Source organism: Microcoleus sp. Pol7_B2 (genome assembly GCF_036701035.1).
GTDB lineage: Bacteria > Cyanobacteriota > Cyanobacteriia > Cyanobacteriales > Microcoleaceae > Microcoleus.
This window is the reverse complement of sequence record NZ_JAUBQB010000023.1, coordinates 18,372-43,397: the sequence shown is the minus strand read 5'-3', so window position 1 is coordinate 43,397 and position 25,026 is coordinate 18,372. Positions and strand designations below refer to the sequence as shown.

Sequence of the window (25,026 nt, the reverse complement as noted above, 5' to 3'; positions counted from 1 at the left end):
TTTTTTCTCGCTCCACGGATGAATCCGGGGACTTGTGACCCAATTGTTTTCGGTCATCACACCGATATTTATTGGCTTTCATCTGCGTTCATCTGCGTTTATCTGCGGTTAAAAATCCCAAAGTATTCAACCTCTACCGTTTCCATTTCGGTATCGGCTAAACTAACACTATCTATTGAAGCTTAAATTGAAACCAGCATAAAATTCAATACCCAAGCCTTTTTTAGAGGAGTCACCCAAATGAAAACTCACCTCAAAATCAATTCCCCCCCGCCCAAGCCAAACCCAAACCCAGCCAACAACAGCACAACTCGTTTTGCTGTGGCGGTATTCTTAACTTTATCTTCAACAATTGCTTTGCCTAGCTGCGGAGGAGCTCAAACGTCCAGCAGCGCTCCAGGCGGCGCAGGTTCATCCAGCAGCCCTGAAAACCAAGTTGCGGCATCGGCTCCACAATCAGCACCAGCACCCGAACCAGCAGCCCAAAGGTCAAAAACTCCTGGTGCATCAAAAAAAGCAGCAGAAACTCCAGCAACCCGTCCCCAACTGATTAAAAAAGCCCAACTCAGTGTAGTTGTCAAATCTATTGACGCCAGCACTAAATCTGTTACTAATATTGTCGAAAAACAGCAAGGCGATATCTTGGGTTTCCAAAATCAAAAGCCCCCGGATTCGAGTGTCCGCCAAACGGCGTCTGTGGAGATTCGCGTGCCTCAAGAACGGTTAGAAACTACTTTAGAGGCTTTGGCAAAACTCGGAACTGTAGAGAACCGTTCTCTGACGGCTGAGGATGTTACCAATCAATTAGTTGACAGCGAGGCTAGACTGCGGAACCTCCGCAAATCGGAAGAAATGGTGTTAAAAATTATGGAGCGATCGGGATCTGTCGGCGATGTGCTCAAAGTTTCTCAAGAGTTGAGCAATATTCGGGAGTCGATCGAACGCATCGACGCTCAGTTAAAAAGTTTGCGAAATCAAGTAGCCTATTCGACTATTAGCTTAACTCTAGAAGCAGCAATATCGGCTCAACAAACTCCCGAACCTTCTCTAGGTTTGCGCGTGCAGGAAACTTGGGGGAAAGCGACTCATTCGGTGGGAGAATTGACGCTCGGTTTGTTTGCTTTGGGTATTTGGGTGTTGGCTTACAGTCCTTATTTTCTCTTAATTGCGGCTGCGGTTTACGGCTTTAATCGATTTAAGAAACAGCATTCTGATCCGACAACTCCAGAACCGAAACCGCCTCAGTAGTCAGTAGTCAGTAGTCAGTTGACTGTTGACTGTTGACTGTTGACTGTTGACTGTTGGCTGTTGACTGTTTGCTGATAACAACTAACAACTGACAACTGACAACTGACTAATCATCAATTTGCCATCCATCTTTGGTATAGTCTTCATCCACAATCTTTTTAGGACGCATCACCAGAACAACTCGCCCCAAAATAGGAATATCCGGGGATTGTTCAAACCAGTACAATTCTAAATTGCCCCCGTTATCTGCGAGGAAATAACTCTCAGCATCCCACTGTCTTTGAGCTCGATCGGCAATAATCAAAACTTCTTCAACTTTGCCTTGCAGCGGTACTGGCAATCGATCGCTCATTTCCAAAACAGCCACCGGATCTTCAGCGTTCAAAATTACTTGCCATCCGGGAATCGCCACCCAAGCTCCGGCTCCGGAAAATTTTACCATTCGGAACGGCTCGATTTCCTCCGGCAAAGGCACTGCCAGCAAATCTGTCGTAGAAAGCGGCAATTTGCCCACAACCGGGACAATCCGGGGCAATTGTTCCTCGGTATCGAGCCTGTAGACAGGCAGGCGGGGCGCTTCCCGTCTCGGAACTACGGTAAAATCGACGAGCAACTGCTCGATTTGCGCCCTAGCGGTTTGGCTGCTAGCTAATTTTAAACCGCGAGCAATTAAGCGCGATCGCTCTTGCAAATCGCTTTTCTGTCTCGCCAATTGCCAGCATTGGTAAGCCATAGCATCGCCGGGAGTGTCTGTGAACCCTTGGGGGAGACTCCCGAAGTGCGAAAACTCCTTGATGGCTTTAGCAACTTGGCGAGCATCGTCAACATCCAAATTGTGGGTTAGCATCAAAGCAGCCGCCCCGGCCCGCTCTACTTGAGAGAGAATCCGAAACTCGTATAAGATATCGCTACCTTTGCCCAAAAAGTGCGATCGAACTTCCTCGGAAGCCCCAGCATTTACCATGCTGGTGTAGACTTGGGCTGCGACACTCACTTGATTTTGCTGAATTGGCTCAAAACCTGTTTCTTCAAAAATCCTTTGAGAGTTGTAGCCAGCTTTTAGCAGTGCAGTGCAGGCCTGTCCCCACTCTACCCAAGTGCCTTCTTTTCGGCGGAGCGATCGAATTAACTTTTCGGCATCCACAGCAGTTGTGGAGGATGCAGATGCAGGAGGGGATGAATCTTGCGGTGTATCAGTCATAATTGAATCAAAAACTAGCGCTAAGTTATGTGTGGTTGGATACCGGCAAGGCTCGTGTCGCGGCAGAGCGATAGATTAATAGTAAGTGAGTTATGAGACTATTGTTACAGAATAGTTGCTCGCCTAAATTTACAAAGGGGAGTTTATCGTATTGTTATGGATAATGCCATTTCAGAGCTAGATCAAATTAAACGCCAGCTCATGACCCTACACAGACCGAAAAAGCCCAAAATGCTGGTAGTAGACGACGAACCAGACAATCTGGATTTACTCTACCGCACTTTCCGACGAGATTTTAACGTGCTCAAAGCTGAGAGCGGAATTCGCGCCTTGGAAGTCCTCGGCATCGAAGGCGAGGTCGCCGTCATCATTTCCGACCAGCGGATGCCCGAAATGAAGGGAACGGAGTTTTTGAGCAAAACCGTGCCCCAGTTTCCGAATACGGTCAGAATTATCTTGACTGGCTTTACGGACATTGAAGACTTGGTGGATGCGATTAACTCAGGACAGGTTTACAAGTATATCACCAAGCCTTGGGACCCGAACGAACTGAAAATGGTGGTGCAAAAGGCGGCCGAGACTTATGAAATTCTCAAGCAGCGGACTGAGGAATTGGATCGCGCCCAAAATCAAATACAACTGTTAGCAACAATCATGCAAACGGCTGTGGATTATCCGAGTTTGGAAGCAAGTTTAGATCCAATTGCTACTGCTATAAGTGATAATTTTTTGGCGGACTCTTGCATTTTGCAACTGGTGGAAGAAAATGTTTTAATACCAGTCCAAGGCACTCACACCACTGGTTCAACTGTGGAAAATTGGCTGGCAGATGACCCTCTGGTTCGAGAAGCAATTACCTCTCAAACTATTCAGGGTGCTGTGAATATTGGGATCGACACAGCCTTAGCGAGCCTGCCGCACTATCAGAAATCCGGCATTCAAGCTCACCTGACGATCCCGGTGATTCACAAAGGTCGATCGATCGCCCTGATTTCCATGCAGTGGAAGCAGCCTTGTTCCCTGCGCCCAGACGAGCTCACAACAGTTCACCTCGCCGCTCAAGAAGTTGCTTTGGTATTGACGAGTTTTCAGGGTCATTAGTCATCAGTCATGAGTCATCAGTCATTAGTCCTTAGTCCTTAGTCGCCTCTAAGTCTTGAGTTTAAAATGATAGCAAACCAATGAGTTTTGAGAAAAGCTCAGCGCTCGCTAACAAATAAAAAAGCATTAATGACTGGCGACAGCATGACATGAATGCACGGATTAATTATTTTTTCCGGCTGACTTTACAAATTATCAATCACCAATGACAAATGACCGATGACTAATAACGCCGAACAAATTAAAACTATATTTAATCGAATTGCACCAGTTTACAACCAATTGAACGACTGGTTGAGCTTTGGGCAACACCGGATTTGGAAGCAAATGGCGGTGAAATGGAGCAGTGCGGGCCCCGGAAATACTTGTTTAGATTTGTGCTGCGGTAGCGGGGATCTAGCTTTGTTGCTGGCTAAACAAGCAGGGCCCACCGGTTGCGTATTTGGAGTAGATTTTTCCGCCGAACAATTGGCTGTGGCTGCCAGGCGCGATCGACCTTTTCTCACCCCTATAAGTCCCATTTCCTGGGTAGAAGCTGACGCCCTAGACTTGCCTTTTGCTGACAATTACTTCGACTGCGCCACAATGGGTTACGGCCTGCGTAACGTGACGGACATCCTCCGCAGTCTTCAGGAATTGCACCGCGTGCTCAAACCCGGTGCCAAAGCAGCTATTCTCGACCTCCACCGCCCCAGCAATTCCCTAATGCGGAGCTTTCAGCAGTTTTATTTAGACAGTCTCGTAGTGCCCATTGCTCAGCAATTTGGCATGACTCAAGAATATGCTTACATTAATCCTAGTTTAGAAAAATTCCCGATCGGCCAGGAGCAAGTCGCGATCGCCAACAAAGCCGGATTTGCCGCCGCCACCCACTACCCCATTGCTGGAGCTATGATGGGAGTATTGGTACTGGGCAAAGCAATTTAAAATTAAAAATGCTTGCAGTCTAGCTCGGCTATCTAACTATAGGGTGCACCGATCCCTGTGCACCTTACTCTATTTTTAATCATTTATGAATCCGTCTGAAATTTGGCTGTTGTTGGCCCCACCTGTAGTGGGAGGAATTATTGGCTATTTCACTAACGATATAGCTATCAAAATGCTGTTCCGCCCCTATCGAGCTATTTACATCAAAGGGCGGCAGTTGCCTTTCACTCCCGGTTTGATCCCCCGCAACCAAGAGCGTTTAGCAAAGCGAATTTCCGACACAATTATGGGTTCCCTGCTGACGCCGGAGGAACTGCAAAACTTGGCGCGCCGCCTCCTGCAAACCGAGCGGATGCAGTCGATAATTCTCTGGCTGTTGCAGTTGGCGCTGGATCAGGTAAAAGCTGACGCCGAGCAAAAAACCGCTAAAATTCTCGCAAACATTCTGCGAGATTTGCTGGGTGAATCTATGCCGCGAATTCTCAAAGTTTTGGCGCGCCGGGAAGATTTTTTAGAAGCTCAGCTTAATCAAATTTTCGATCAAGTTTTGCTGGAGATTCAGCTAACGGAAGCTCAGGCGGCTCAGCTTGCTGAGTGGTTGTTGCAGGTAGTAATACCACCGGAAGTGCTGCGGCAGGCTTTAATTGACTTTTTGACGGATCGCAATATTTCGATCATCGATGAAGGCTTTCGAGAAAAAACCAGCGGCACTTATTGGGTAGTAGCAAATTTGTTTGGTTTGCGGAATACTTTAACTCGGCTGCGGACTTTTTGTCTTGATGACAGAGAAGCGACAAATCAGCGCTTAGCAGAGTTAACTATTTCTTTGGGAATTCGCGGGCGAATTCAGGAATGGCTGCAAAATTTGTCGATGCAAAATTTACCGGTTTCGACTGTGAGACAGTTGCGAAAAACTATGCGCGACAGCGTTCGCAGCTACGTTCAACAGCGCGGTACAGACGTACTTGAGGGGTTGAGCAAATCTATTGATTGGGAAAATATTTCGCGGTTGCTTCTCAATCGATTGCAAACTTCAGCGGTGATGAGCGCTTCCCTCGGAATTGTCAGCCAAGAACTGGCTTTGGTTTTAGAGCGCTATTTAGAACGGGATTTAGAAAATATTGTAGCTCAGGCTATCCCGATTTTGAATATTGACCAGGTGATTGTCGATCGAGTAAAAGGTACTTCTCCTGAAGAGTTGGAGTTAGCTATTCAGGGAATTGTCCAAAGCGAGTTGCAGGGAATTGTAAATTTAGGAGGGATTTTGGGTGTTTTTGTCGGCTGTTTGCAGACAGTTGTGGTTTGGATTCAACGGTGATTTATTTCGGCAGTTGTGAGATATTTGTTGTAGTCTAATATTCGCTCTCTCTGGCGCACCCCGTACCAAAAACCTGGTTTTTCGGCAGTAGTTGCCACCTAAGCCAGAAGGTTTTTGGTAGAAACCGGGTTTTTGTGGCCCAATCCTAATTTACCTATTTCCTAAATCTATGCCAGCCCCCAATTCGGACGATCGCACAAACATCCCCAAAAACCCGCGCAACCTCAGCCGCCAACAATACGAGCGTTTAACCGCAGAAATGGCCACTCCCTACCGGCCTCTGCGACAGTTTGTTTACGTAGCTTGTGGCGCTTCGGGCTTTATCGGCGGCTTGGTTTTCCTCGCTAAAATTGCCTCTGGCCGGGAAATTGGTTCTGCTTTGCCTAATTTTGCCCTCCAAGTCGGAGTTGTGGCCCTGATGGTGTTCCTGTTTCGCTGGGAGCAGCGCGCCGAGGGCCGATCCCCGAAGTCGAAGTAACAAAACTTTACAAATGGAGACAAAAATCTATCTGAGGCAAGGAAAAGTTAGAAATATAAAGAAATTATTATGAAATCCTGGTTTGCCAGCGATCCCTGTAATTATAATAATGTGGCTTCAATTGGGGTCAGCAAATTTAAAGGCCCTAATCATAAACCGCTTGTAATTCGTTCAATTGGGGTCAGCTTTCATAAAGACCCTAAATATATTAAATAAATTTAAGCCCAGCGCCAGCCTTCACTGATAGAATAGCTGGCGTTCGGCATTTTGCTAGGATCGGGAGCTTGGGAGAGAGAATCATATCAATTTCGGTTGCACCGTCGGTGATTCTTGACTGTTGACTGTTGACTGTTGAGTATTGACTGTTGACGGTTGAATCGTGGTCGCAAAAGTGAATGGTTGAGTGTTATCAGTAGGGTGTGTACCGCGTACAGAGAGGCCGGTACAAGTGCCCTGAACCGAGTTTTTTGCCTAGCATCCGATATAGGTAATACCAGTTCCCAAAAATCATCCAACTGTAGACTTGTGATCGAAACCACGATCGTCATCAGTCATTGGCAAATCTAAAATCTAAAATCTAAAATCTAAAATGGTATAAGTGCTGGGGCGATCAAATAATTTGGCATTTCCCGAAGAGCTTAGTCTGTGTAGTAACTAATGAGATGTGTCAAAGTCGAAGTAGAAAAAGATGTTGGGAGATTTTACTATGGGTCGATCATTTTTCAAAGGGCGGTGGACGTTATTTTTAGCAGCAGGCGCGGGAATTGTCTTTTACAGCAATGCTGCGGCGGCTGCCGAAAAGGTAGTGCTCAAATACAGTGCGATCCGAATGACTTTACCCGTCAGCGAATTAGAAATTTTTGCAGAAACTGGGCAAATGTCCCCCGCCTTAGAAATGCTGCTGGGAAGGGCAAAAAAAGACCCGGAAGCGGTTCGCAACAGTCTGACGAGACCGGTGAAAGTCAGTCAAAGCTTTTTGGATCGGACGCTTAACAGCAAGGTTGGGGAAATAATTCTCGATGAAGTGGGTCAGGTAATTCGCACTCCTTCTGGGAATGCAAATCGAGAAGCTTTGCGCGAGGCCTTGGTGCTGTCGGCAACTAATGATAACGAGATTACGCTGCTGGAAGCGATGAAGAATTATCCGACTCCAGAAGTTAACGTTGAGGGCGATCGTTTAGTTGAAGCTTACGGCAAACTTGTAGCTTTGTCAGAACAATTGGGCGGCGTTTCAGAACGGCTGCAAGACATTTTAAACAAGATTCGCCTGCCTAGACTATAGCAGATGGTGTCAAGGAGGGTGGATTCGTGCGAGCGATCGCAGAATATTGTTGAACCTGCATCAATTACAGGGAAGTTACCTTTTTTTTGTGCAAAATTTGCCTAATTTTGACACGAGTTAAAAACAAAATCTAACTTCAGGCAAGCTTCAAACCAGACGGAAATCAGTCATTCCTAATGCTAAAATCTAAAATCTAAAATCTAAAATCTGAAATTAGATAACTTCGCTGTAAAATCTATATCGCGATAGATGTTCGACAGTTGACAAAAAGTTTATCCAGAAGTAGTCTTATTTTTTTTGAATAAAGTATTTAAAACACAAAATGCACGCAAGAGCTTGTGTATCGCTCCTAAAATGAAATCCGATCGGGTGGACATGGGAGATTATCTATATTAATATAGAGAAACGCTGTCAGAATCAGGCGCTTGCGGAAAAACGGCTGGTCATTAGTAAGCTCGTGCTATAACAAATGCCATTGCGCAAGGCATCCCCAAAACTCTTGACTAAAAAAAGGTGAGAGAGTGGATTAATTAACAGCACCTCCAATCCCAATAAAATCTTACTTTTTAGGGGTCTACACTTTCACTCGCTCGACTCTATTTACTGGGTAACACTAGAAAAATGAACAACAATCCTATTCGTTCAAAAGACCGTTTTTTGGTTTTCGGCGCTCCGGCGATCGAAGATGCTGAAATTCAAGAAGTGGTGTCAACCATGAAAACAGGTTGGTTAGGTACAGGCCCTAAAGTCATGAGTTTTGAAAATGACTTCAAAGCTTACAAGGGTTCCCAGTACGCGATTTCAGTCAATTCCTGTACGGCGGCACTGCACTTGAGCATCCTCGCTGCTTCGTTAGAACCGGGGGATGAAGTCATTACTACTCCGATGACTTTTTGCGCTACAGTTAATGCGATCATCCACGCGGGGGCAACACCGGTACTGGCGGATGTAGATCCGGTGACAATGAATATTGACCCGGCTCAAGTAGAAGCTAAAATAACTCCAAAAACAAAAGCAATTTTGCCGGTTCATTTTGCAGGCCGTCCCTGTGACATGGATGCGCTTTGCGAGATTGCTCGCCGTCACAACTTGAAGTTAATTGAAGACTGCGCTCACGCGATCGAAACAGAGTACAAGGGGCGGAAAGCAGGCACATTTGGCGACTTCGGATGCTTCAGCTTTTATGTTACCAAAAACATTACGACGGGCGAAGGAGGAATGATTCTGGCCGGCCGTCAAGAAGACGCCGACCGGCTCAAAATTTTAGCGCTGCACGGTATGAGCAAAGATGCTTGGAAGCGCTTCGGAGACTCGGGTTACAAGCACTACCAAGTTGTGGAGGTCGGTTTTAAATACAATATGATGGATCTGCAAGCTGCGATCGGCATTCATCAAATGAAACGAGTTGCTCCTTATTGGCAGCGGCGGGAGCAGATTTGGCAGCGCTACAACGAAGCATTTGCGGATCTGCCGATTACTTTGCCCGCCAGCCCCGAACCGGATACAATTCATGCTTATCACCTCTACACCATTCTGGTAGATGAAGCCAAAGCAGGAATCAGCCGCGACGAGTTTCTCAACGCTATAAATGCTGAAAATATCGGTGTCGGCGTACATTACATGAGTATGCCGGAACATCCTATCTATCAACAAATGTTTGGATGGCAGCCGGAAGACTATCCGAATGCTAGCTACATCGGACTGCATACAATTAGCTTGCCGATTTCGGCCAAACTAACAGATGCAGATGTGGAAGATGTAATTGCTGCTGTTAAAAAATGTTTGGCGATCGGCAAAGATCGGACTCAATTAGAATTGACAGCCGGCCAAGCCACCTAGACTATTAGCTAGACAACAATGTGAAACCTCTCCGGCTAGTCACCATCTATTGAAGAACTGCTCACATTCAGTAACCTAAAATTCTACACCCTCTCAATGTAGTGGGGTTGGAGTCTTTTGTTCCTACATCTAGACTTTTGGGTATCCCCAAAACTATATTTGTAGCTATTAAAAGTTCTGAGACATGAACTCTCTGGGGTGCCGAATGTGAGTCCAAATCCTGTGAACCTAGATTTTGTAAAGCTAGTTATTGAAATCACCTACTACCTCTCCCCAAAAAATGGCAGGGCGTGGGTTTGGCCAGCTAAAAATCATCTTTGCTCAGGAACAAATAACCGATGGTTTAGCATATTTCAATTTGTCAAGTTGCTAAGGAAAATAATCAATAATGAATAAACAGATTGGCTACTTTATCCCTGAATTTCCCGGACAAACTCATACTTGGATATGGCGAGAATATCAAGCAATGCTCGATCTTGGTATGGAACCTCACATGATATCAACCCGCCGTCCGCCCACTCAAGTTGTACATACTTGGGCTGAGAAAGCGCAAAGTATGACTGATTATTTGATACCATTTGAGATCAAAGATTTTGTGAATGTTCCCATAGAGCTCATCAAAGCTGGCCCGATTGCCTGGTGGCGCTGTCTCAGTGTAATTGCTAATACTAAAAATATATCCTTTTCTCAAAGACTTTACTATTTGGTATTGGTTGTTATGGGAGCTAAGCTAGCTTGGCTTGCCCGAACCCAGGGCTGGTCTCACGTCCACGTTCATTCCTGTAGCAATGCTGCTAATATTGCCCTATTTGCCTCCATACTTTCGGACATAACTTATAGTCTGGCTCTTCTCGGTCAGTTAGAAGATTTTGGGCCCAATCAAGAACAAAAATGGAAATATTCTGCTTTTGCTTCTGTAATGTCTGAACAACTCCTCAACTCGGTTAAAAATGACCTGGCAGGCTTCTTGCCAAAGGATGTGAGGGTGTCACCAGTCGGTGTAAATCTCGATGAAATTAAGCGTGAAACTCCCTATACTCCTTGGCAGGAAGGCAGTCAATGCCTAATTTACACTTGTGGCCGTCTCAATATAGCCAAAGGACAAAAGTACCTGATTGAGTCAATTAAGTTGCTTCGACAACAAGGGTTTGATGTCCGCTTGCAGATTGCTGGGGAAGATGCAAAATCGGGTAATGGCTACCGTAAAGAACTCGAAAAATTCATTCAAGAGCAATCAATGTCTGATTATGTTGAGCTGCTTGGTTCTGTCTCAGAAGAACGAAATCGCCAAGGTTATCAAGAGGCTGATATTTTTGTTTTACCCAGCTTGAAAGAGGGAATTTCTGTAGCTGTTATGGAAGCAATGGCTATGCAAACTCCTGTAGTAGTGACGCAGGTGGGTGGAATGGCGGAACTGATAGATAACGGTGTTGACGGTATGCTAGTCCCGCCGGAAAATCCCGAAAAAATGGCAGAGGCCATAGCAAAATTGCTAAAGGATAAAGAATTAACATTGAGCCTGATTCAAAAATCACGACAGAAGATTGCTGCTAAATTCCACCATCGGCGTAGTGCTCAGATATTACTTCAATCCTTGGAGGAACTCACTTCACGGGGTGAAAAGCAGGTTGAAAGCATTGCTGCGTCAAGGTTTTGAGTAAATGGTCAAGCGAAAATATCTTTGCGGGCATGAGTCAATAAAAGAGAGTGGCTATCCTAGAGAATCAAGTTCAAGCCTATCTTGGACGATCTTATGAGTCAATAAGCCTGTCTAGAATCCGCTATCTTTTTTGAGGTTCAGGGGATTCAATGCTTTTACTATCAAGGTAAGATAGGCGTTGTCGCCCCCTCAAGGAACTCAGCTCATTTTTTTAAGATGGAACACGGTGATTTTTTTGAGTAGGTATCGATAACGTCCTAGCTCCTGAATAGAAGGAGCTAGGATATCTATGATTCATTCTAAAACGCCCTTTGTTTTGAAAAATCGTGAAATTAACGCCGTGTTTCAAGTTGGTTTTAAACATGGGGCGATGGGAAGGTACTATCGGTTACAGCATTTGGCTTGGCTGCTCTCAATAAGCCAAAGTTTCTAAAGTTTCCCGCAGATAGGAACGAACCTGCTGATCGATGGTGGCATTTTGCTGCTGACGATCAAAATTGAGTTCTAGCTGCCAGCGTTGAAATCCTGAACTTGCGCCGATCGCTGATTTGAGACTGCCCCAGATTTCAGAATCTTCGCACAGCTCAATCGGCTCGGCGGCTTGAGGTTCTTGCGCGAGCGGTAGATAATTCGCCATATTGTTATACCTCTGTTTTAATCCCCTGTAAGGATTGAAAGCTGACCTTGACACTCTCTATTATAGATTCTTCTCTCCAGATAGCCAATATAAAATATCCACAACCTGCGATTAAAAATTAAATATTAAGACTATTAATAATATCTATCCGAAGAGGGGCCTTACCTATTTTTTTCACAGCATACATCTGTACAAATTAAAGTAGCTTAAACTACAATTGTCCCCCTCATAATTTTTAATTTAACTTTTTTTCGCTCGACTGTTCGGGTAGAGATTTAAAGCCGTTGCTCTCAGCAGGTTTTGGGTTGACAAGACTGCCGACTGACGAATTCCCTATAGCGGATGCTGACCCAATTGACTCTACGGGTGCAGCCACAGTGGCAGTTGTCTCGGCTGCCAAAGCCGGCAAAAGTTGATCGACTTGCCAAGGCGCGATCGTAAAATCCTGCCGAATTTTTTCTAAAACATGAGGCTTTGTCGCGGCAAATTCTGATTCCGGCGTCAGCAAAACCGCCATGACACTAGCAGACACCTGGAAAAACAAATTGCTAGATAAAAAAGCAGAAGCTGCCAACAACAATCCAGCCCACCGCCAGGAAGGAGGAAAGGGAGCCACCGAAGCCGCCAGGGGGGCCCATCGGTAAAGCTGCCACAAAATTACTGCCAGCAAAACAGCGACAAAAAGAGCGAGTCCTTGATTTAACTTAGTTTTAAACCGAGTCAGAATCCGCTGCTGCACAGAAGTTAAATTCTGCGGTTTTACCGCCACCACTAAAATACTAAAAATGTAAAAAGGGCGGAACCACTGCATCCACAGCACAGGAACAATACCTGCTACAGCCACTAAAAATATTTCTAACCAGACAGGGAGCAGGGGAGAACCCACTGCGAGTCCCAGCAAGCACAGTCCCAGGAAAATCGGCAGTGTAGCCACCCCAGAAAGGTGAATCCACAAAAAAGGATCTGACCAAAAAGAACGCACTTTCAATAATTATGAGTTATGAGTTTTTAATTTTGAGTTTTGATAGTGTAGGACGCACTCTTAACCAATAAACCCGGTGCGAAGACTACATATCTAGCGCTAACACCAAGCATTTTGGGAGGAAACTCGATTGCTGTGCGTAAGTTTTATTGGAGTTTTAAATTTTGAATTTTTAGCAACAGCCAAGACGATGAGGACGTTGTTAATTGCGGACATCTTTGCTTTTATTACTTCTTCCTTCTCTCCTCGATAACTAAAACCTTCTTCCTTCTGCTATAAGTTAAAAACAAAAGTTGCGAGTGATGAGTTTGGGAGTATTGAGTGAAGAGAAGAGTTGCGAGCGATCGGCAATTTGGTTGCGATCGCTCAAAACTTCTCTTCCCCCTCAACACTTACAACTCAAAACTATTGAGAGAGAGTCCGGCGCTTAGTAACCATCCGGTAGGCTTCAATCATATCGCCATCCGCCCAGTCGCTAAACCCGCTCAAGGAAATGCCGCATTCAAAGCCAGCATTGACTTCTTTGGCATCTTCCTTCATCCGTTTTAGGGAGTCGAGGACACCTTCGTAAACGACATTGTTGCCCCGGCGCACCCGCACCTTACAGTTACGGATGACTTTGCCAGAGAGTACCATACATCCAGCCACAGCCCCGCGACCGATCGCGAAGACAGCGCGCACTTCGACTTGACCCAAAGGTTCTTCCACCAGTTCGGGTTCCAGCAGGCCTTCCATCGCCCCTTGAATATCATCCAAGAGGTTGTAGATGATGCTGTATTCCCGCACGTCTACCCCCGCTTGGTCAGCCGCGAGGCGAGCGTCGGTGGCGAGAGTAGTATTGAACCCGATAATTACAGCATTACTGGCTGCAGCGAGGTCAATATCCGTTTCTGTAATTTCCCCAGGAGCAGATAGCAGCAGTCGGAGTTGAACTTCTTTTTGAGGAAGTTGAGTCAGAGCGCCGACAATTGCTTCGAGGGAGCCTTGGACATCTGCCTTCAAGATCAAGTTGAGTTCCTTGAGAACGCCTTCCTTAGCTTGTTGAGAGAAGCCGCTGAGGCTGATCCGGCCACCTTGCAGCAGGCGGGAATCTCGTTGGGAGGTAGCTCTTCCAGAGGCGATCGCCGCAGCTTCTTTTTCGTTTGCGAAGACATCAAACTCGTCTCCGGCGCGAGGAACTTCCCGCAGCCCCAGCACTTCCACCGCGAAGGATGGAGTTGCTTGCTCTACGCGTTCGCCCCGGTCATCGATCATGGCGCGCACCTTGCCCAAAGCCGAGCCTGCGACCACAATATCGCCCACTCGCAGAGTGCCGTTTTGCACCAGCAAAGTTGCCACCGGTCCCCTTGCCTTGTCGAGGTGAGCTTCAATCACAGTACCCTTAGCTGGTCGGTGCGGGTTGGCGTTGAGGTCTTCCATTTCCGCCACTGTCAGAATCATTTCCAACAGCGTATCCAGGTTTTCGCCTCGGATCGCGCTGACTGGAACCATCGTGATATCGCCGCCCCAGTCATCTGCGACCAAGCCGTACTCAGTAAGCTCTTGCTTCACCCGTTCCGGCTGAGCACCCTCCTTGTCAACTTTATTGATAGCCACAACAATTGGCACTTTCGCCGCTTTCGCGTGGCTTATCGCTTCAATTGTCTGGGGTCGCACGCCGTCGTCCGCCGCCACCACCAAGATGGCGATGTCCGTAACCCGTGTTCCCCGAGCCCGCATCGCTGTAAAGGCTTCGTGACCGGGCGTATCCAAAAATACCACCTGCTGGCTCTTGCCTTCGTGTACCACATCCACGTGGTAAGCACCAATGTGCTGGGTAATGCCCCCAGCTTCTCCCTGAGCCACCTTGGTTTTGCGGATCGAGTCGAGCAAGGTAGTTTTGCCGTGATCCACGTGGCCCATAATCGTTACCACTGGCGGACGGCGTTCGAGGTATTCCAAATCTGCTTCGTCCAGCATCTCAATCACTTTGATAGCTGGCGCTACTTTTTCTGGGGTTTCCACCTCTACGCCCATTTCTTCGGCTACCATCCTCACCGCTGGAATGTCCAGGGTTTCGGTAATATTGACCGCAATTCCTTTAGAGAACAGCCGCTTAATAATTTCGGTTTCGGGAACAGCCAGAGTAAGTGCTAGTTCTTGAACGGTCATCGGCCTGCTCAGCAGGAGCTTTTCTGGACGTTCTACCTTAGCTTCGGCTGTTTTGCCCCGGTTGCCGCGTCCCCCGCTGGAACCTGAAGAAGAACTTTTATCGTGAGAAGGGCCCGGTCTCTTATTTTTTCCGCTGCTTCCGGGTGCGCCCGGAGTTGGTGTTGACTTGGGTGCTGCTTGTCCCTTCGCTTTAGCTGGGCGGGCTAGGGACAGGCTGACCGTGACTGGTGCTGGCAGATCCAAGCCGTTTTCTAAGTCCTCGTCATCCTCGTCTATGGGTTTGAGACGAGAACGTTTTGCCTTAACTGCCTTGGCAGCTTTGGCAGCATCTGAGTTTTCGTCATCATCTTCTTCCCAAATGACCGATGTCTTTTTGGCTGGACGAGGGAGGGAGGGCCTTTCGAGGAGAGGAATCTCCAGCAACGGCGTATTATCTTCTTCATTGTCATCAGTGTCATCCCCTATGGCTCCGGTGTCACCGCCGCGGCTACGCAGCCCGGTAGCTGACGTTGCGGGGGCAAGGCTCCGGCGCGGGCCACCGGGCTGGGGTCGAGCGGCAAGTGGAGTTTTGACTGGGCCACCAGCGCCTTCCCGGCGCGGTCTTTGCGCGTCGCGAGATTCGGTAGGAGCTCCCGGTGCAGGTCTGCTGGGACGGCTCGGTTTGGCCGGCGCTTCCAGAGTTTCTGACTGTTCTGATTGCTCTTGCTCGGTTTTTGCAAGTTTGAGTACCGGCTTGTTCCCCAGATTTTGTGGGGTACGGCTAGCCGACTCTGATGCCCCTCTGACTGGCGGCGACGTGAGTTTGGCCGACGGCGCAGGGGGGGCGATCGGCGGTTGCTTGGTGCGTTCGGGAGCCTTTTCCGAAGGCGGTTGAGGTGCCGCAGGTGCCTGAGCCTGGGCGGTTGTTTCCGGGGCGATCGCACCTACATTTTCCGAGACTGTTGCCGAGACTGTTTCCGACACTATTTCTGACGGAGCCGCCGAGACTGCGACATTTGGCTTCGACAGTACAGGTCGATTGATATTCGGTTTAGCTGGAGGCTGGAGTTGTTGAGCTGCAGGCGACTTGGGAGGAGTTGCCACGGTTGCCGCCGGCTGATTTTTGTTCTCCTCGTTGCCTGCAGGCTGGGAGTTTGCACCAGCCGGTCGTACTTTTGGACTGCGTATTTCTAAAATTTGCTGCTTTTTTTGTTGGTCGTTAGGGTGAGGGCCAGATTCTCTAGATGGCGCTGCTGCTCTTTCGGGTGGAGCTGGCTTGCCGGGGGAAGAGTGGCTACTGGCTACGTATTTTTCCGCCGTTTTGCGAATGCGCTCTGCTTCGGATTCTGTAATTGTGCTGCTGTGGCTCTTGACTGAAATATTGAGCCGCTCGCATACTGCCAAGATGTCTTTATTATCCAAATTTAGTTCCCGTGATAATTCGTAAATTCTTACTTTGCCGTTGTTCATCCACTCTGCCCTCTTTTGTGCCAACCAGTTTTTACATTGTGATTTTTTGTTCTAATGACGACATCATTCGCTGTGATTGATTCAGTGTCAGGAATCGGGGTTTTGGTACTCGCTCAGCAATTTTATCTAAAAGATGCAACTCGCTGAAGTCTGCGGTTGAAGAATTCTCAAGTCTGTTTGGGAACTTGGAACTCCGAAGTCTGAGTTTTGGCAAAACCCACTCTCTCAAGCTTCAAAGTTTGCCTTTCCACCTTGAGGATACCTCTGCTAGTACCCTACCCTTATCTAATCTGACACAAATCTTTCCAGACTGGTGGGCAGATCGGATTGGGGTTTTATAGCTGGCGCTACCAGTAATTACTGGTAGGGCTGCCAAGAGGGTTTATACAGTCGATGCCGAACTATTGTCGGTTTTTCGTCCGGGTGAGCCAGAGTAAGATGTACAGTCAGATGTGGCTAAACGCTGCCAAAGTGTTTGGTACAGTTCGTCAGACACAGCCGCTTTGAGCGATCGCCCAAGTCGATTTTTTTTCTGAGCTGCTTTGAGGCATTCTGCTTCCCGACAAAGGTAAGCAGAACGGCCCATGCCACGATCTAATTGTACCTGATGAGAAGGATAGAGCCTGACTACTCGCCAAAAAGCTTCCTTAGGAGCTATTTTTCGACAACTTGCACAGCACCGGTAGTTCGGTTTCATTTCTTGTGAGAGTGGAAGTAGGGGGAGAGGGGGGAGTAGGGGACAAGTCCTCCTGGTCTCCCCAAGAGAGAAAATCTTGTAAATGTCACAGTTTTTAGACTGCGGCTTCGGTTTCCTCAGTGGTGGCTGCCTCCTCTTCCTCAAATTCTGCGGTTTCCTCGTCGCCGTCGTAGTCGCCTGCTTCGTCTGCGTCGTAGTCGCCTGCTAGTTCTTCGAGCCTAGTTGCTTCTGCTGCCAATTTGCTGTCTTCGGCGGCGCGATCATACTTAGCAATATCTTTGATATCGATTTTCCAACCTGTCAGGCGAGCTGCGAGGCGGACATTCTGACCTTCTTTGCCAATGGCAAGACTCAGTTGGTCTTCAGCGACCAAAATGTGAGCTCTCCTGCCTTCGGGAGCAACCAAACGCACTTCATCTACTCTAGCGGGACTCAGAGCGTTAGCAATATAAGTTGCTGGGTCTGGAGACCAGCGGATCACGTCGATTTTTTCCCCGCGCAATTCGTTGACTACTACCTGAATCCGCGATCCCCGCGCTCCGATGCAGGCTCCTACAGGGTCTACGTCGCGATCGAGAGTATCAACTGCTATTTTAGTCCGGGGGCCGACGTGCCGGGAGGGCGGATTTGCCTCCCTGGCTACGGCGACAATCCTCACCACCCCGTCTTCTATTTCTGGTACTTCGTTAGCAAACAGGTAAACCACCAAACCTGCGTCGGCTCTAGAAACAAGTAACTGCGGCCCACGAGTTGAGCCTTCGCCTACTTTTTTGAGATAAACCTTGAATGTAGCGTTTGCCCGGTAATTGTCGTTGGGCAACTGTTCGCGCTTCGGGAGTTCGGCATCTACTTCTGGCTGACCGAAACTGCTGGTAACTGCTAAAATTACCGACTGCCTCTCAAACCTGAGCACTCTTGCTTGAAGAACAGTTTCTTCTAAATCTTTAAACTCTTCTTGAATCATTTTGCGCTGTTGGTCGCGCAGTTTTTGAGCGAGAACTTGTTTGGTCTGGATGGCGGCCATGCGACCAAATTCTTTTTGATTTGGTGTTACGTCTACGAGTACGATGCTCCCAGGCTGAGCTTCCGTGGCTACTTCTTGCACTTCCGTAAGTGAGATTTCGTGATCGGGATTGATGACTTCTTCGACAATAGTTTTGTTGGCTAAAACGCGGAAACCTTCTTGTTCTGCGTCGAGTTCTACATCAAAGTTGTCGAAGTATTCTTCGCTGAAGTGGTCGAGTTTTTGGGTACGGCGGTAGCGTTCGTATCCTTTGAGCAGGGCTTCTCGCAAGGCTGCTTGGACGGCGTGTTTTGGTAAATTGCGTTCTTTGCTAATACCTTCGACCATTTCTTTTAGTCCGGGCAGGGGAACCATTGACATATAAAACTCTCCTTTTTTGCTGTGGTAATAAGTAACTGGTAATCGGTAATTGGTACTTGGAAATTTTCAAGAAAAAGTGATGACAGAGGAGTGATGAGTTACTGGATAGGATTAGGGAAGCTAGGTGCAGTAACAATTTATTTGTTGTTCCTCTTCAACCCGCTGCTACAGATGTGATTGTTAAAAATCAACTCGCAGCCAAGCGTTTTCAGCTTGCTGCGAGGCAATCGCAAAACTCAAAACTCAAAACTCAAAATTTCCCTTTACATCTCCTTTCCTTCGTCTAGTTCAACTTTGACAATCTGAGGGCGGGGAATTTTAACCTGTCGCCCTTTTTGATTGAGATAAACCGCTGTTTCATCCCGGCCCAGGAGTAGTCCTTTCCACTCTTTGATTCGCGAGTCGGGTTCGGTGGTTTTGGCTGTCACGGGGAAACCTTTAAAGGTAATAAATTCTCGATCGCTGCTGAGCAATCGGGATATTCCGGGACTGGAAATCTCTAGCACGTAGGCATCGGGTATGATGTCGGCTGCCTCTAACTCAGCATCGAGGGCTGTGCTCATGCGCTCGCAGTCGGCTAAACCAGTGTCTTGTTGGAGGTTGCGGATGTCTACCCGCAAGACGGGAGGATTTTGGTTGGTGTGAAACACTGCTCCCACTACTTCCAATCCCAGTGTTTCCGCAACGGGGGTAGCTAAGTCAATGATTTGTGGGATTAGGGGATGAGTCATATCGAATACTTAAGTTAAAACTCCTAAACTCGGACACGGGCAAGGAAAAATTTGGTGTTGAGATTGCTTGGCTTTGAGGTGGTTTGATTAGGTGGCTGCGACTTTCGTCTTCAACTTTGGGACTTACCCAACATCCCAGCAGGGGATCTCAAGCGGGGGGGTACCCCTACTAAATCAGTCCTCAACTTGCAAGTCAGACGCCCCGAGCTCTTTTCCTGCGACTAATGCAACAAAAAAAGTGGGCTTGACCCACTCCTAGGTAAAACAATTTCTTCCAAGAAGTTTGAGGACTTCTTCTGATCGAAGGCAGGCCTCAGTTCTCAGTTTAGCTCGATCGCCCGTCCGGTGACAAACCGAATCGGCATCGGCGGACTGTCCGAGGGCACAAGAGGAGAGCTGACAGGGGAAATAAGGACGACTCGATCACCGTTTTGGAGTGGGGTGGGGCGAGGGCAAATTCCTGGTTGATACCGAAGTCGGTGCGATCGTCCCTAAAACTGTTGGCGATGGTCACTCAGGCGTTCTAGGACTTGCGATAGGGGAGTTTCTTGGGGAAATTCTCATTTTAGTTCGGACAAGCCCTCTGCTTCTTGATAGGTGGCGAAGAGTTTGACAGTGAGGGTGATTGGTAGATTCGACATGGGCGATCCCATGATTAACGGTATATTGACAAAACAGCAAAACTAAGATTTACCCTAAAAAAGTCCCCTTACTAATGCTGGATTGGAAGCTCAATTACAAACTCTACCCCCCATTCGGGCGAGGAAATGCAAGTCAGCTTACCACCATGTTTTCGTTCTACGATTTCACGGCTAATAGACAAACCTAAACCTGTCCCTTTACCTACAGATTTAGTAGTAAACATCGGCGTGAATAAATGCTGCATTACTTCCTGATTTATGCCAACCCCATTATCAGCAATCCGAATCACCACTCTGTCATCCTGAAGCATGTCAGTGCAGATCCGAAGCTGTGGAGTCTCATTGCTCTGTTTGTTTTCCCCGCACAGCGGACAACTAATCGTAGACTCTTCTAAAGCATCAATTCCATTCGCCAATATATTCATAAACACCTGATTTAGTTGCCCCGGATAACACTCTACTAGCGGCAATTTCCCATACTCTTTAATCACTGCAATTCCTGGGAAACTTCCTTTAGGTTTCAGTCGATGCCCTAAAATTAATAAGGTACTATCTAGCCCATCGTGAATATTCACTGGCGTTAGTGCCGATGTATCCAAGCGAGAAAAATTACGCAGTGACATAGAAAGATTGTAAAGTCGCTCTGTTCCGACCGCCATTGAATCAAGAATTTTTGGCAAATCTTCAACAATAAAATCTAACTCACTCTCCTGGGACTTATCCTCAAATTCTGATGTCGAAGTAACATTGTGCTGGCACAGCCGAGTCATTCCGATCAAATCGGCAATATATTCCTTGGCAATAGGGATATTATTGGAGATAAAACTAACTGGATTGTTAATTTCATGAGCTACGCCAGCTACAAGTTGACCAAGGCAAGCCATCTTTTCACTTTGAACGATTTGCACTTGAGCTTTTTTTAGATTATCCAAAGCTTGAGAAAGTTCAGCGGTTCGTTCTTCCACCCGTTTTTCTAACTCCTGCGCGAGCTGATGCAACGCTGCTTCTGCTGCGAGCCTGTCTTCAATTTCCCGTTTGAGAAGCAGATTTTGGGCGGCGAGAGTTTTAGTCAAAGAACGCAGTGTTAAATGGAGATTGACGCGAGCTAAAACCTCCTTTTGTTCAAAGGGCTTAGTAATGTAATCGACAGCCCCTAGATTAAAGCCTTTGACCTTATCTCCTATGTCAGACAGAGCCGTCATAAAAATTACCGAAATTTCGTTCGTCAACGGACTTGCCTTCAGGCGATGGCAGGTTTCAAACCCGTCAATTCCTGGCATCATCACATCTAAAAGAATCAAATCAGGCTGAGTATATTCAGCCTGTTCGATGGCACTTTCACCATCAGTTGCTACCAATATCTCCCATCCCGAACCCGCTAAAGCTTCAGAAAGCACGTCCAGATTGCTAGGATTATCATCGACGATCAAGATGCTACTTGTTTCCATATTTGCTGCCTTCATTCTTTTTCTATTCTGTGGGATGTAATAAACTCTTTTATTTTTTTGACTTGATAGCCTTGGGCTAAATGGCGCAGCTCAACAGCAAAGGACACAAATTTCTGATCCAATTTCTCTAGGTGTTCACTGCGCTTCACAATTCCTTTCACGTTGCCTCTCATCGCCAGTTCAAGTAGGAGTTCAATTTCTCCGGGCGGGGGCGCTACTACAGAGGTCGATTCAGAAAGTGATTGAGTATCTGATGAAAAAGGAATAGTGCTGATTTTTTCATTCTTTTGTTCCTCATATATCCATTCAAGTTTTAAATACTTTTGCAACATCTCAAATAGCTCTTCTGCCTGCACAGGCTTACCGAGAAAATCCTTGGCTCCCCCCTCCAAGCTTTTATGTTGGTCGGTAGCAAATACACTGGCAGATGAAGCAAGGATTGCCACGTCTTTATAGTGTGACAAATTTCGGATACGGCGCATCATCTCAAAGCCATCTAAGACTGGCATCACTAAGTCAGTGATAATCAAATCGAACTTAAACTCTTCTACTTTTTCTAAACCTTCTTGACCGTTTTTAGCTTCGGTTACTTCAAACCCGAGGGGTTCCAGGAGATTGACAATAACTGAGAGATTTTCCCATTTGTCATCCACAACCAAAACTTTCTGCTTTCTACCTTGGTAGCCAACCAGCTTTCTTTGCTTGGCAATCGTCGCTGTATTTGCCCAGTCTGCCGCTTCCGGTAAATTCAAATCTACCCAAAAAACACTGCCGACTCCTGACTGACTTTTTACTTGAATGGTACTACCCATCATTTCGACAATTTTCTGGCTAATTGTTAAACCGAGTCCGGTTCCTTCCGCCTGACGCTTGCTGTCTCCTACTTGTTCAAAAGGCAAAAATATTTTTTTTAATTGTTCTGGTGTCATACCAACGCCAGTATCTTCAATTTGAAACCGAATTTTGTGAATTGGTGAGATTTGCTTTTCCTCATAGCTTTGTACCTTTTCACCTGTGTCCTTTTCCAGATGTTCTATCTTAAAAGTCACTCGTCCCGAGTCTGTAAACTTAATTGCATTGCTCAGTAAGTTAATTAGTACCTGTCGCAAGCGTTTCTCGTCAGCGTAGATGCCAGCAGGAATTTCCGAACTGGGTTGATAAACAAAAGCAATTCCTTTTTGTTCGGCTCGGATGCGACAGATTTCCGCGACTCCCTGCAAAAAGGAAGGAAAATGGAAATCTTTCGCGTACAGTTCCAATTTCTGAGCTTCAATTTTAGCGAGGTCTAAGATGTCATTGATCAGGGTTAACAGGTGGGAACCACACTGGTGAATAATACTGATGCCTTGGATATCTTTCGGAGCCATCGTTGTTGAGCGTTCTAGGATTTGAGCGTATCCTAAAATTCCATTTAGTGGGGTTCTCAATTCGTGACTCATATTCGCTAAAAATTCACTTTTAGCTTGGTTGGCAGTATCAGCGATTTGTTTGGCTTCCGTGAGTTCGGCGGTGCGTTCTTCTACTCGGATTTCTAGCTCGGAATTGGTCTTGGCTAGCGCCTCAAAGGATTCGCGCAACTGTTGTGCCATAAGGTTGAAAGACTGACCCAGAACTTCTAGTTCTTCTACGCCTTTTACCTGCACATTTTTCTCTAAGTCGCCACTGGCGATCGCTCTAGAAGCTGCGATCAAACGGAGAATCGGGCTGGTAATCCAGCGTGCGGTTAAGATTCCCAAAACGGTAGCTAGCGCCAAGGCTCCGAAACACAACAAAATCGTAGTCTGGGTATTGGCGTTAATTTGATCCATGAAATCGCTTTCAGGAACTACGACGACGATCAGCCAGTCCAATCCTCGGCTATCCTGAAAGGGCATAACTTGGAGGAATTGTCGCTGGCCGGCGATCGTAAAATCCAATTGCTGAGAGCTATTAATTTTAGTGAGGTCGCCAAAGCGTTCTTTTAAATGCGCTGTTGTCAGCCGAATTAAATCATCTGTGCTATCTAAAGCATTCAGGCGATCTAGTTTGCCATTGTTGATAATAAATGCTTCTTTGAGAGTGGAACTCCCTACTAGGAGTCCAGAACGTTCCATAATGAATGTCTGTCCCGATCGACCGATTTTTATCCTTTGCAGAAAGTCGCTGAGGAAAGAGATCAAAAAATTAGCAACGAATACTCCGCGCAGTTCGCCACTTTCGTCATAAACTGGATGTCCGGCAGGGAGGGAGAGCGTTTTCTGACCTGTAAGCGGAAAAATTTCGCTCCATGTGGGCTGGCCTAAGCGTACACTGTCTTTATACCATGAACGGCGGAGTATATTGTAGTTGCGGGAGACTTGTAAGAGCTTTCTTTGATTGTTTTTGCTATCAGATTCATAAATATGAAGTTCATTCCGATGCTCTTTGTCTGCTATTTTAAAAAATATTTTGCCATTCTCTTGGCGTTCAATCGCCATGAACTCTCCCGTTTTAGTAGCAAAACCCATCTGGGGCAGAGAAGGAAAAGCTTGAAGTTGCTCCCACAAATAGCGCTCCATACTCTCCAATTTGTCGGGATTTAAGTATCCTAGGCGAAGGGCATTGGCATTCAATTGATTGACGCGAGGGGCTGTATCTAGGTAAGTGTTGAGCTGCTGCTGGATGCGGGCCGTAATTTCACTCCGCAACTGGCTGGCAACTTCGTTGACTGCTTTTTGCCCGTTGCGTAAGGATAGCCAGCCTGTCAGCCCGACGGCGGCAAATATTTGTAGAACGAATGGGAATACTAAAATTAGGCGCAGGGACACCTTTTTTTTAGAACGGTTTGATAGGAAAGTGGTTGCAGAGGTCTGTGACATTGATTGGTGTTACTTCTGGGGTAACGAATTGGCGGAAAAATCTCAGTGAGTTGAGTGAAATGAGGCTGAGAAAATATATTGAAAAGCAATCTATAATAGTTAGTTAAAAGTTTGAAACAGTAACTTTAAACAAGCATGGCTACTTACGTGTTTTCTCTGAGACGGGTATAATAAGAGCTGACTAAAGATACTGACGCGCCTTATTTTTTCATAGCATTTGTCAAATTTTTTAGCTTTTAGGAAACCAGTTAGCAATCATATCTAATAGATTACTTGGTTTAGAGCTATTTGTAGTGGTTTTTAACTTTACTTTACAGATTGACTCTAAAAAGTAGAATATCCTCAAACTTACATATAAAGTGATATAATATACGTCTAAAAAAATTGACCTTTCTCGCTAAAAACATGACACGCTAGGCCGCTGAGAACCGTAACGGCTGTCTAACTCACTACTGCGCTGAAGATTTGATGCACAGCTCTGCAGATGACTCTCGTAGAGAATGTCGATCGCACATGAAACTTTACAATTCCAGCAACTTTCATTTGCAGGAGTTACAGCAGGGTAATTGCTAATTGCTGATTGGGGAAGAAAAAAATAAGTAGAGCGCGGGAGCAGAGGGGATTATGACACAGAAGAGAGTTAGGGCTATTCTTTTAATTTTGGGAAACTATCTAAGCTTAATAGTGAATTTGGTATTAGAGGTAAACACATGGCTGGCAAGGATTTAAAGCTTTTTCAAATCCTAGAGGCTAGGCTTTGTCATCAGTTAATGTAAAGGAAGGTAAAGGAGAGATACAGCCGACTAGAAGGATTCTATGGGCATGACAAGCTGCCGTTATGCCCTACGGGATTAACAGTGGGAAAGGATCAAAGATTTGTTGCGCGGATGTGAAGGTTATGTGGGTGGGACAGTCTGCCTACAATCGGTTGTTCGTGGAAGCGGTGTTGTACCGCTACCCAGCGGGCACCGCGCGGGGAGACTTGCCCGAACGGTTTGGGGACTTCGGAGTGATG

General features: G+C 46.6%; 18 protein-coding genes and 1 pseudogene. 10 read left to right on the top strand and 9 right to left on the bottom strand.

Translation table 11 applies throughout. From position 1 onward, the window contains the following. Nucleotides 1-240: 240 nt before the first annotated feature. Entirely contained in the window at nucleotides 241-1,248 is a 1,008-nt protein-coding gene (locus QUA57_RS11645) for a DUF4349 domain-containing protein (RefSeq protein WP_333060947.1), read from the top strand. Between the two features lie 106 nt (nucleotides 1,249-1,354). Here the strand turns inward: QUA57_RS11645 and QUA57_RS11640 are convergent, their stop codons facing one another. Continuing rightward, nucleotides 1,355-2,449: a RuBisCO accumulation factor 1 gene (locus QUA57_RS11640; RefSeq protein WP_333060946.1), complete on the bottom strand. Its 1,095-nt coding sequence runs from the start codon at nucleotides 2,447-2,449 to the stop codon at nucleotides 1,355-1,357. A gap of 156 nt (nucleotides 2,450-2,605) precedes the next feature. Between QUA57_RS11640 and QUA57_RS11635 the strand changes: the two genes are divergently transcribed. The 7 genes from QUA57_RS11635 (at nucleotide 2,606) to epsE (ending at nucleotide 11,051) form a co-directional block, all read left to right on the top strand. Beyond that, on the top strand, nucleotides 2,606-3,550 hold the full coding sequence (locus tag QUA57_RS11635; protein ID WP_333060945.1) for a response regulator: 945 nt from the start codon (nucleotides 2,606-2,608) through the stop codon (nucleotides 3,548-3,550). Nucleotides 3,551-3,769: 219 nt separating this feature from the next. Further along, entirely contained in the window at nucleotides 3,770-4,477 is a 708-nt protein-coding gene (gene ubiE, locus QUA57_RS11630; protein ID WP_333060944.1) for a bifunctional demethylmenaquinone methyltransferase/2-methoxy-6-polyprenyl-1,4-benzoquinol methylase UbiE, read from the top strand. An 85-nt stretch (nucleotides 4,478-4,562) separates the two neighbouring features. Continuing rightward, nucleotides 4,563-5,795, top strand: coding sequence for a DUF445 family protein (locus QUA57_RS11625; protein ID WP_333060942.1), 1,233 nt, complete (start codon nucleotides 4,563-4,565; stop codon nucleotides 5,793-5,795). Nucleotides 5,796-5,964: 169 nt separating this feature from the next. After that, nucleotides 5,965-6,273 carry a DUF3493 domain-containing protein gene (locus QUA57_RS11620; RefSeq protein WP_333057719.1) on the top strand — a complete coding sequence of 103 codons (309 nt, stop codon included), beginning with the start codon at nucleotides 5,965-5,967 and terminating at the stop codon, nucleotides 6,271-6,273. Nucleotides 6,274-6,979: 706 nt separating this feature from the next. Beyond that, complete coding sequence (locus tag QUA57_RS11615) at nucleotides 6,980-7,555, top strand: alpha/beta hydrolase (protein WP_333060940.1); 576 nt, start codon at nucleotides 6,980-6,982, stop codon at nucleotides 7,553-7,555. Between the two features lie 621 nt (nucleotides 7,556-8,176). Further along, the gene (locus QUA57_RS11610; RefSeq protein ID WP_333040944.1) at nucleotides 8,177-9,394 is read left to right on the top strand and encodes a DegT/DnrJ/EryC1/StrS family aminotransferase; all 1,218 of its coding nucleotides are present in this window, start codon (nucleotides 8,177-8,179) and stop codon (nucleotides 9,392-9,394) included. A gap of 388 nt (nucleotides 9,395-9,782) precedes the next feature. Further along, nucleotides 9,783-11,051 carry an exopolysaccharide biosynthesis GT4 family glycosyltransferase EpsE gene (gene epsE / locus QUA57_RS11605; protein WP_333060939.1) on the top strand — a complete coding sequence of 423 codons (1,269 nt, stop codon included), beginning with the start codon at nucleotides 9,783-9,785 and terminating at the stop codon, nucleotides 11,049-11,051. Between the two features lie 415 nt (nucleotides 11,052-11,466). Here epsE and QUA57_RS11600 read toward each other — a convergent pair whose 3' ends face one another. Continuing rightward, nucleotides 11,467-11,691 carry a hypothetical protein gene (locus QUA57_RS11600; protein ID WP_333060937.1) on the bottom strand — a complete coding sequence of 75 codons (225 nt, stop codon included), beginning with the start codon at nucleotides 11,689-11,691 and terminating at the stop codon, nucleotides 11,467-11,469. A 235-nt stretch (nucleotides 11,692-11,926) separates the two neighbouring features. Further along, nucleotides 11,927-12,673, bottom strand: a complete 747-nt coding sequence (locus QUA57_RS11595) for a low-complexity tail membrane protein (protein ID WP_333060935.1) — start codon at nucleotides 12,671-12,673, stop codon at nucleotides 11,927-11,929. A gap of 302 nt (nucleotides 12,674-12,975) precedes the next feature. On the opposite strand from QUA57_RS11595, the gene QUA57_RS11590 reads away from it, so the two are divergent. Beyond that, nucleotides 12,976-13,104 (top strand): hypothetical protein, encoded by a 129-nt coding sequence (locus QUA57_RS11590; RefSeq protein WP_333060934.1) that lies wholly within the window; start codon nucleotides 12,976-12,978, stop codon nucleotides 13,102-13,104. Here QUA57_RS11590 and infB read toward each other — a convergent pair. From infB to QUA57_RS11560, 6 genes are all read right to left on the bottom strand, one after another. After that, nucleotides 13,079-16,273, bottom strand: coding sequence for a translation initiation factor IF-2 (gene infB, locus QUA57_RS11585; protein WP_333060932.1), 3,195 nt, complete (start codon nucleotides 16,271-16,273; stop codon nucleotides 13,079-13,081). The genes QUA57_RS11590 and infB overlap by 26 nt on opposite strands. A gap of 382 nt (nucleotides 16,274-16,655) precedes the next feature. Continuing rightward, nucleotides 16,656-16,970, bottom strand: coding sequence for a YlxR family protein (locus QUA57_RS11580; protein ID WP_333060930.1), 315 nt, complete (start codon nucleotides 16,968-16,970; stop codon nucleotides 16,656-16,658). A 94-nt stretch (nucleotides 16,971-17,064) separates the two neighbouring features. Then, nucleotides 17,065-18,354, bottom strand: a complete 1,290-nt coding sequence (gene nusA, locus QUA57_RS11575) for a transcription termination factor NusA (RefSeq protein WP_333060929.1) — start codon at nucleotides 18,352-18,354, stop codon at nucleotides 17,065-17,067. A 263-nt stretch (nucleotides 18,355-18,617) separates the two neighbouring features. Beyond that, complete coding sequence (rimP, locus tag QUA57_RS11570) at nucleotides 18,618-19,085, bottom strand: ribosome maturation factor RimP (RefSeq protein ID WP_333040953.1); 468 nt, start codon at nucleotides 19,083-19,085, stop codon at nucleotides 18,618-18,620. Between the two features lie 712 nt (nucleotides 19,086-19,797). After that, the gene (locus tag QUA57_RS11565; protein WP_333060927.1) at nucleotides 19,798-21,189 is read right to left on the bottom strand and encodes a response regulator; all 1,392 of its coding nucleotides are present in this window, start codon (nucleotides 21,187-21,189) and stop codon (nucleotides 19,798-19,800) included. Then, nucleotides 21,186-24,011, bottom strand: coding sequence for an ATP-binding protein (locus tag QUA57_RS11560; RefSeq protein WP_333060925.1), 2,826 nt, complete (start codon nucleotides 24,009-24,011; stop codon nucleotides 21,186-21,188). Before QUA57_RS11560 ends, QUA57_RS11565 begins: the two co-directional genes overlap by 4 nt. Nucleotides 24,012-24,878: 867 nt before the next feature. Here QUA57_RS11560 and QUA57_RS11555 point away from each other — a divergent pair. Beyond that, nucleotides 24,879-25,017: pseudogene (locus QUA57_RS11555) on the top strand (IS5/IS1182 family transposase); the annotation flags it as partial. Nucleotides 25,018-25,026: the final 9 nt, after the last annotated feature.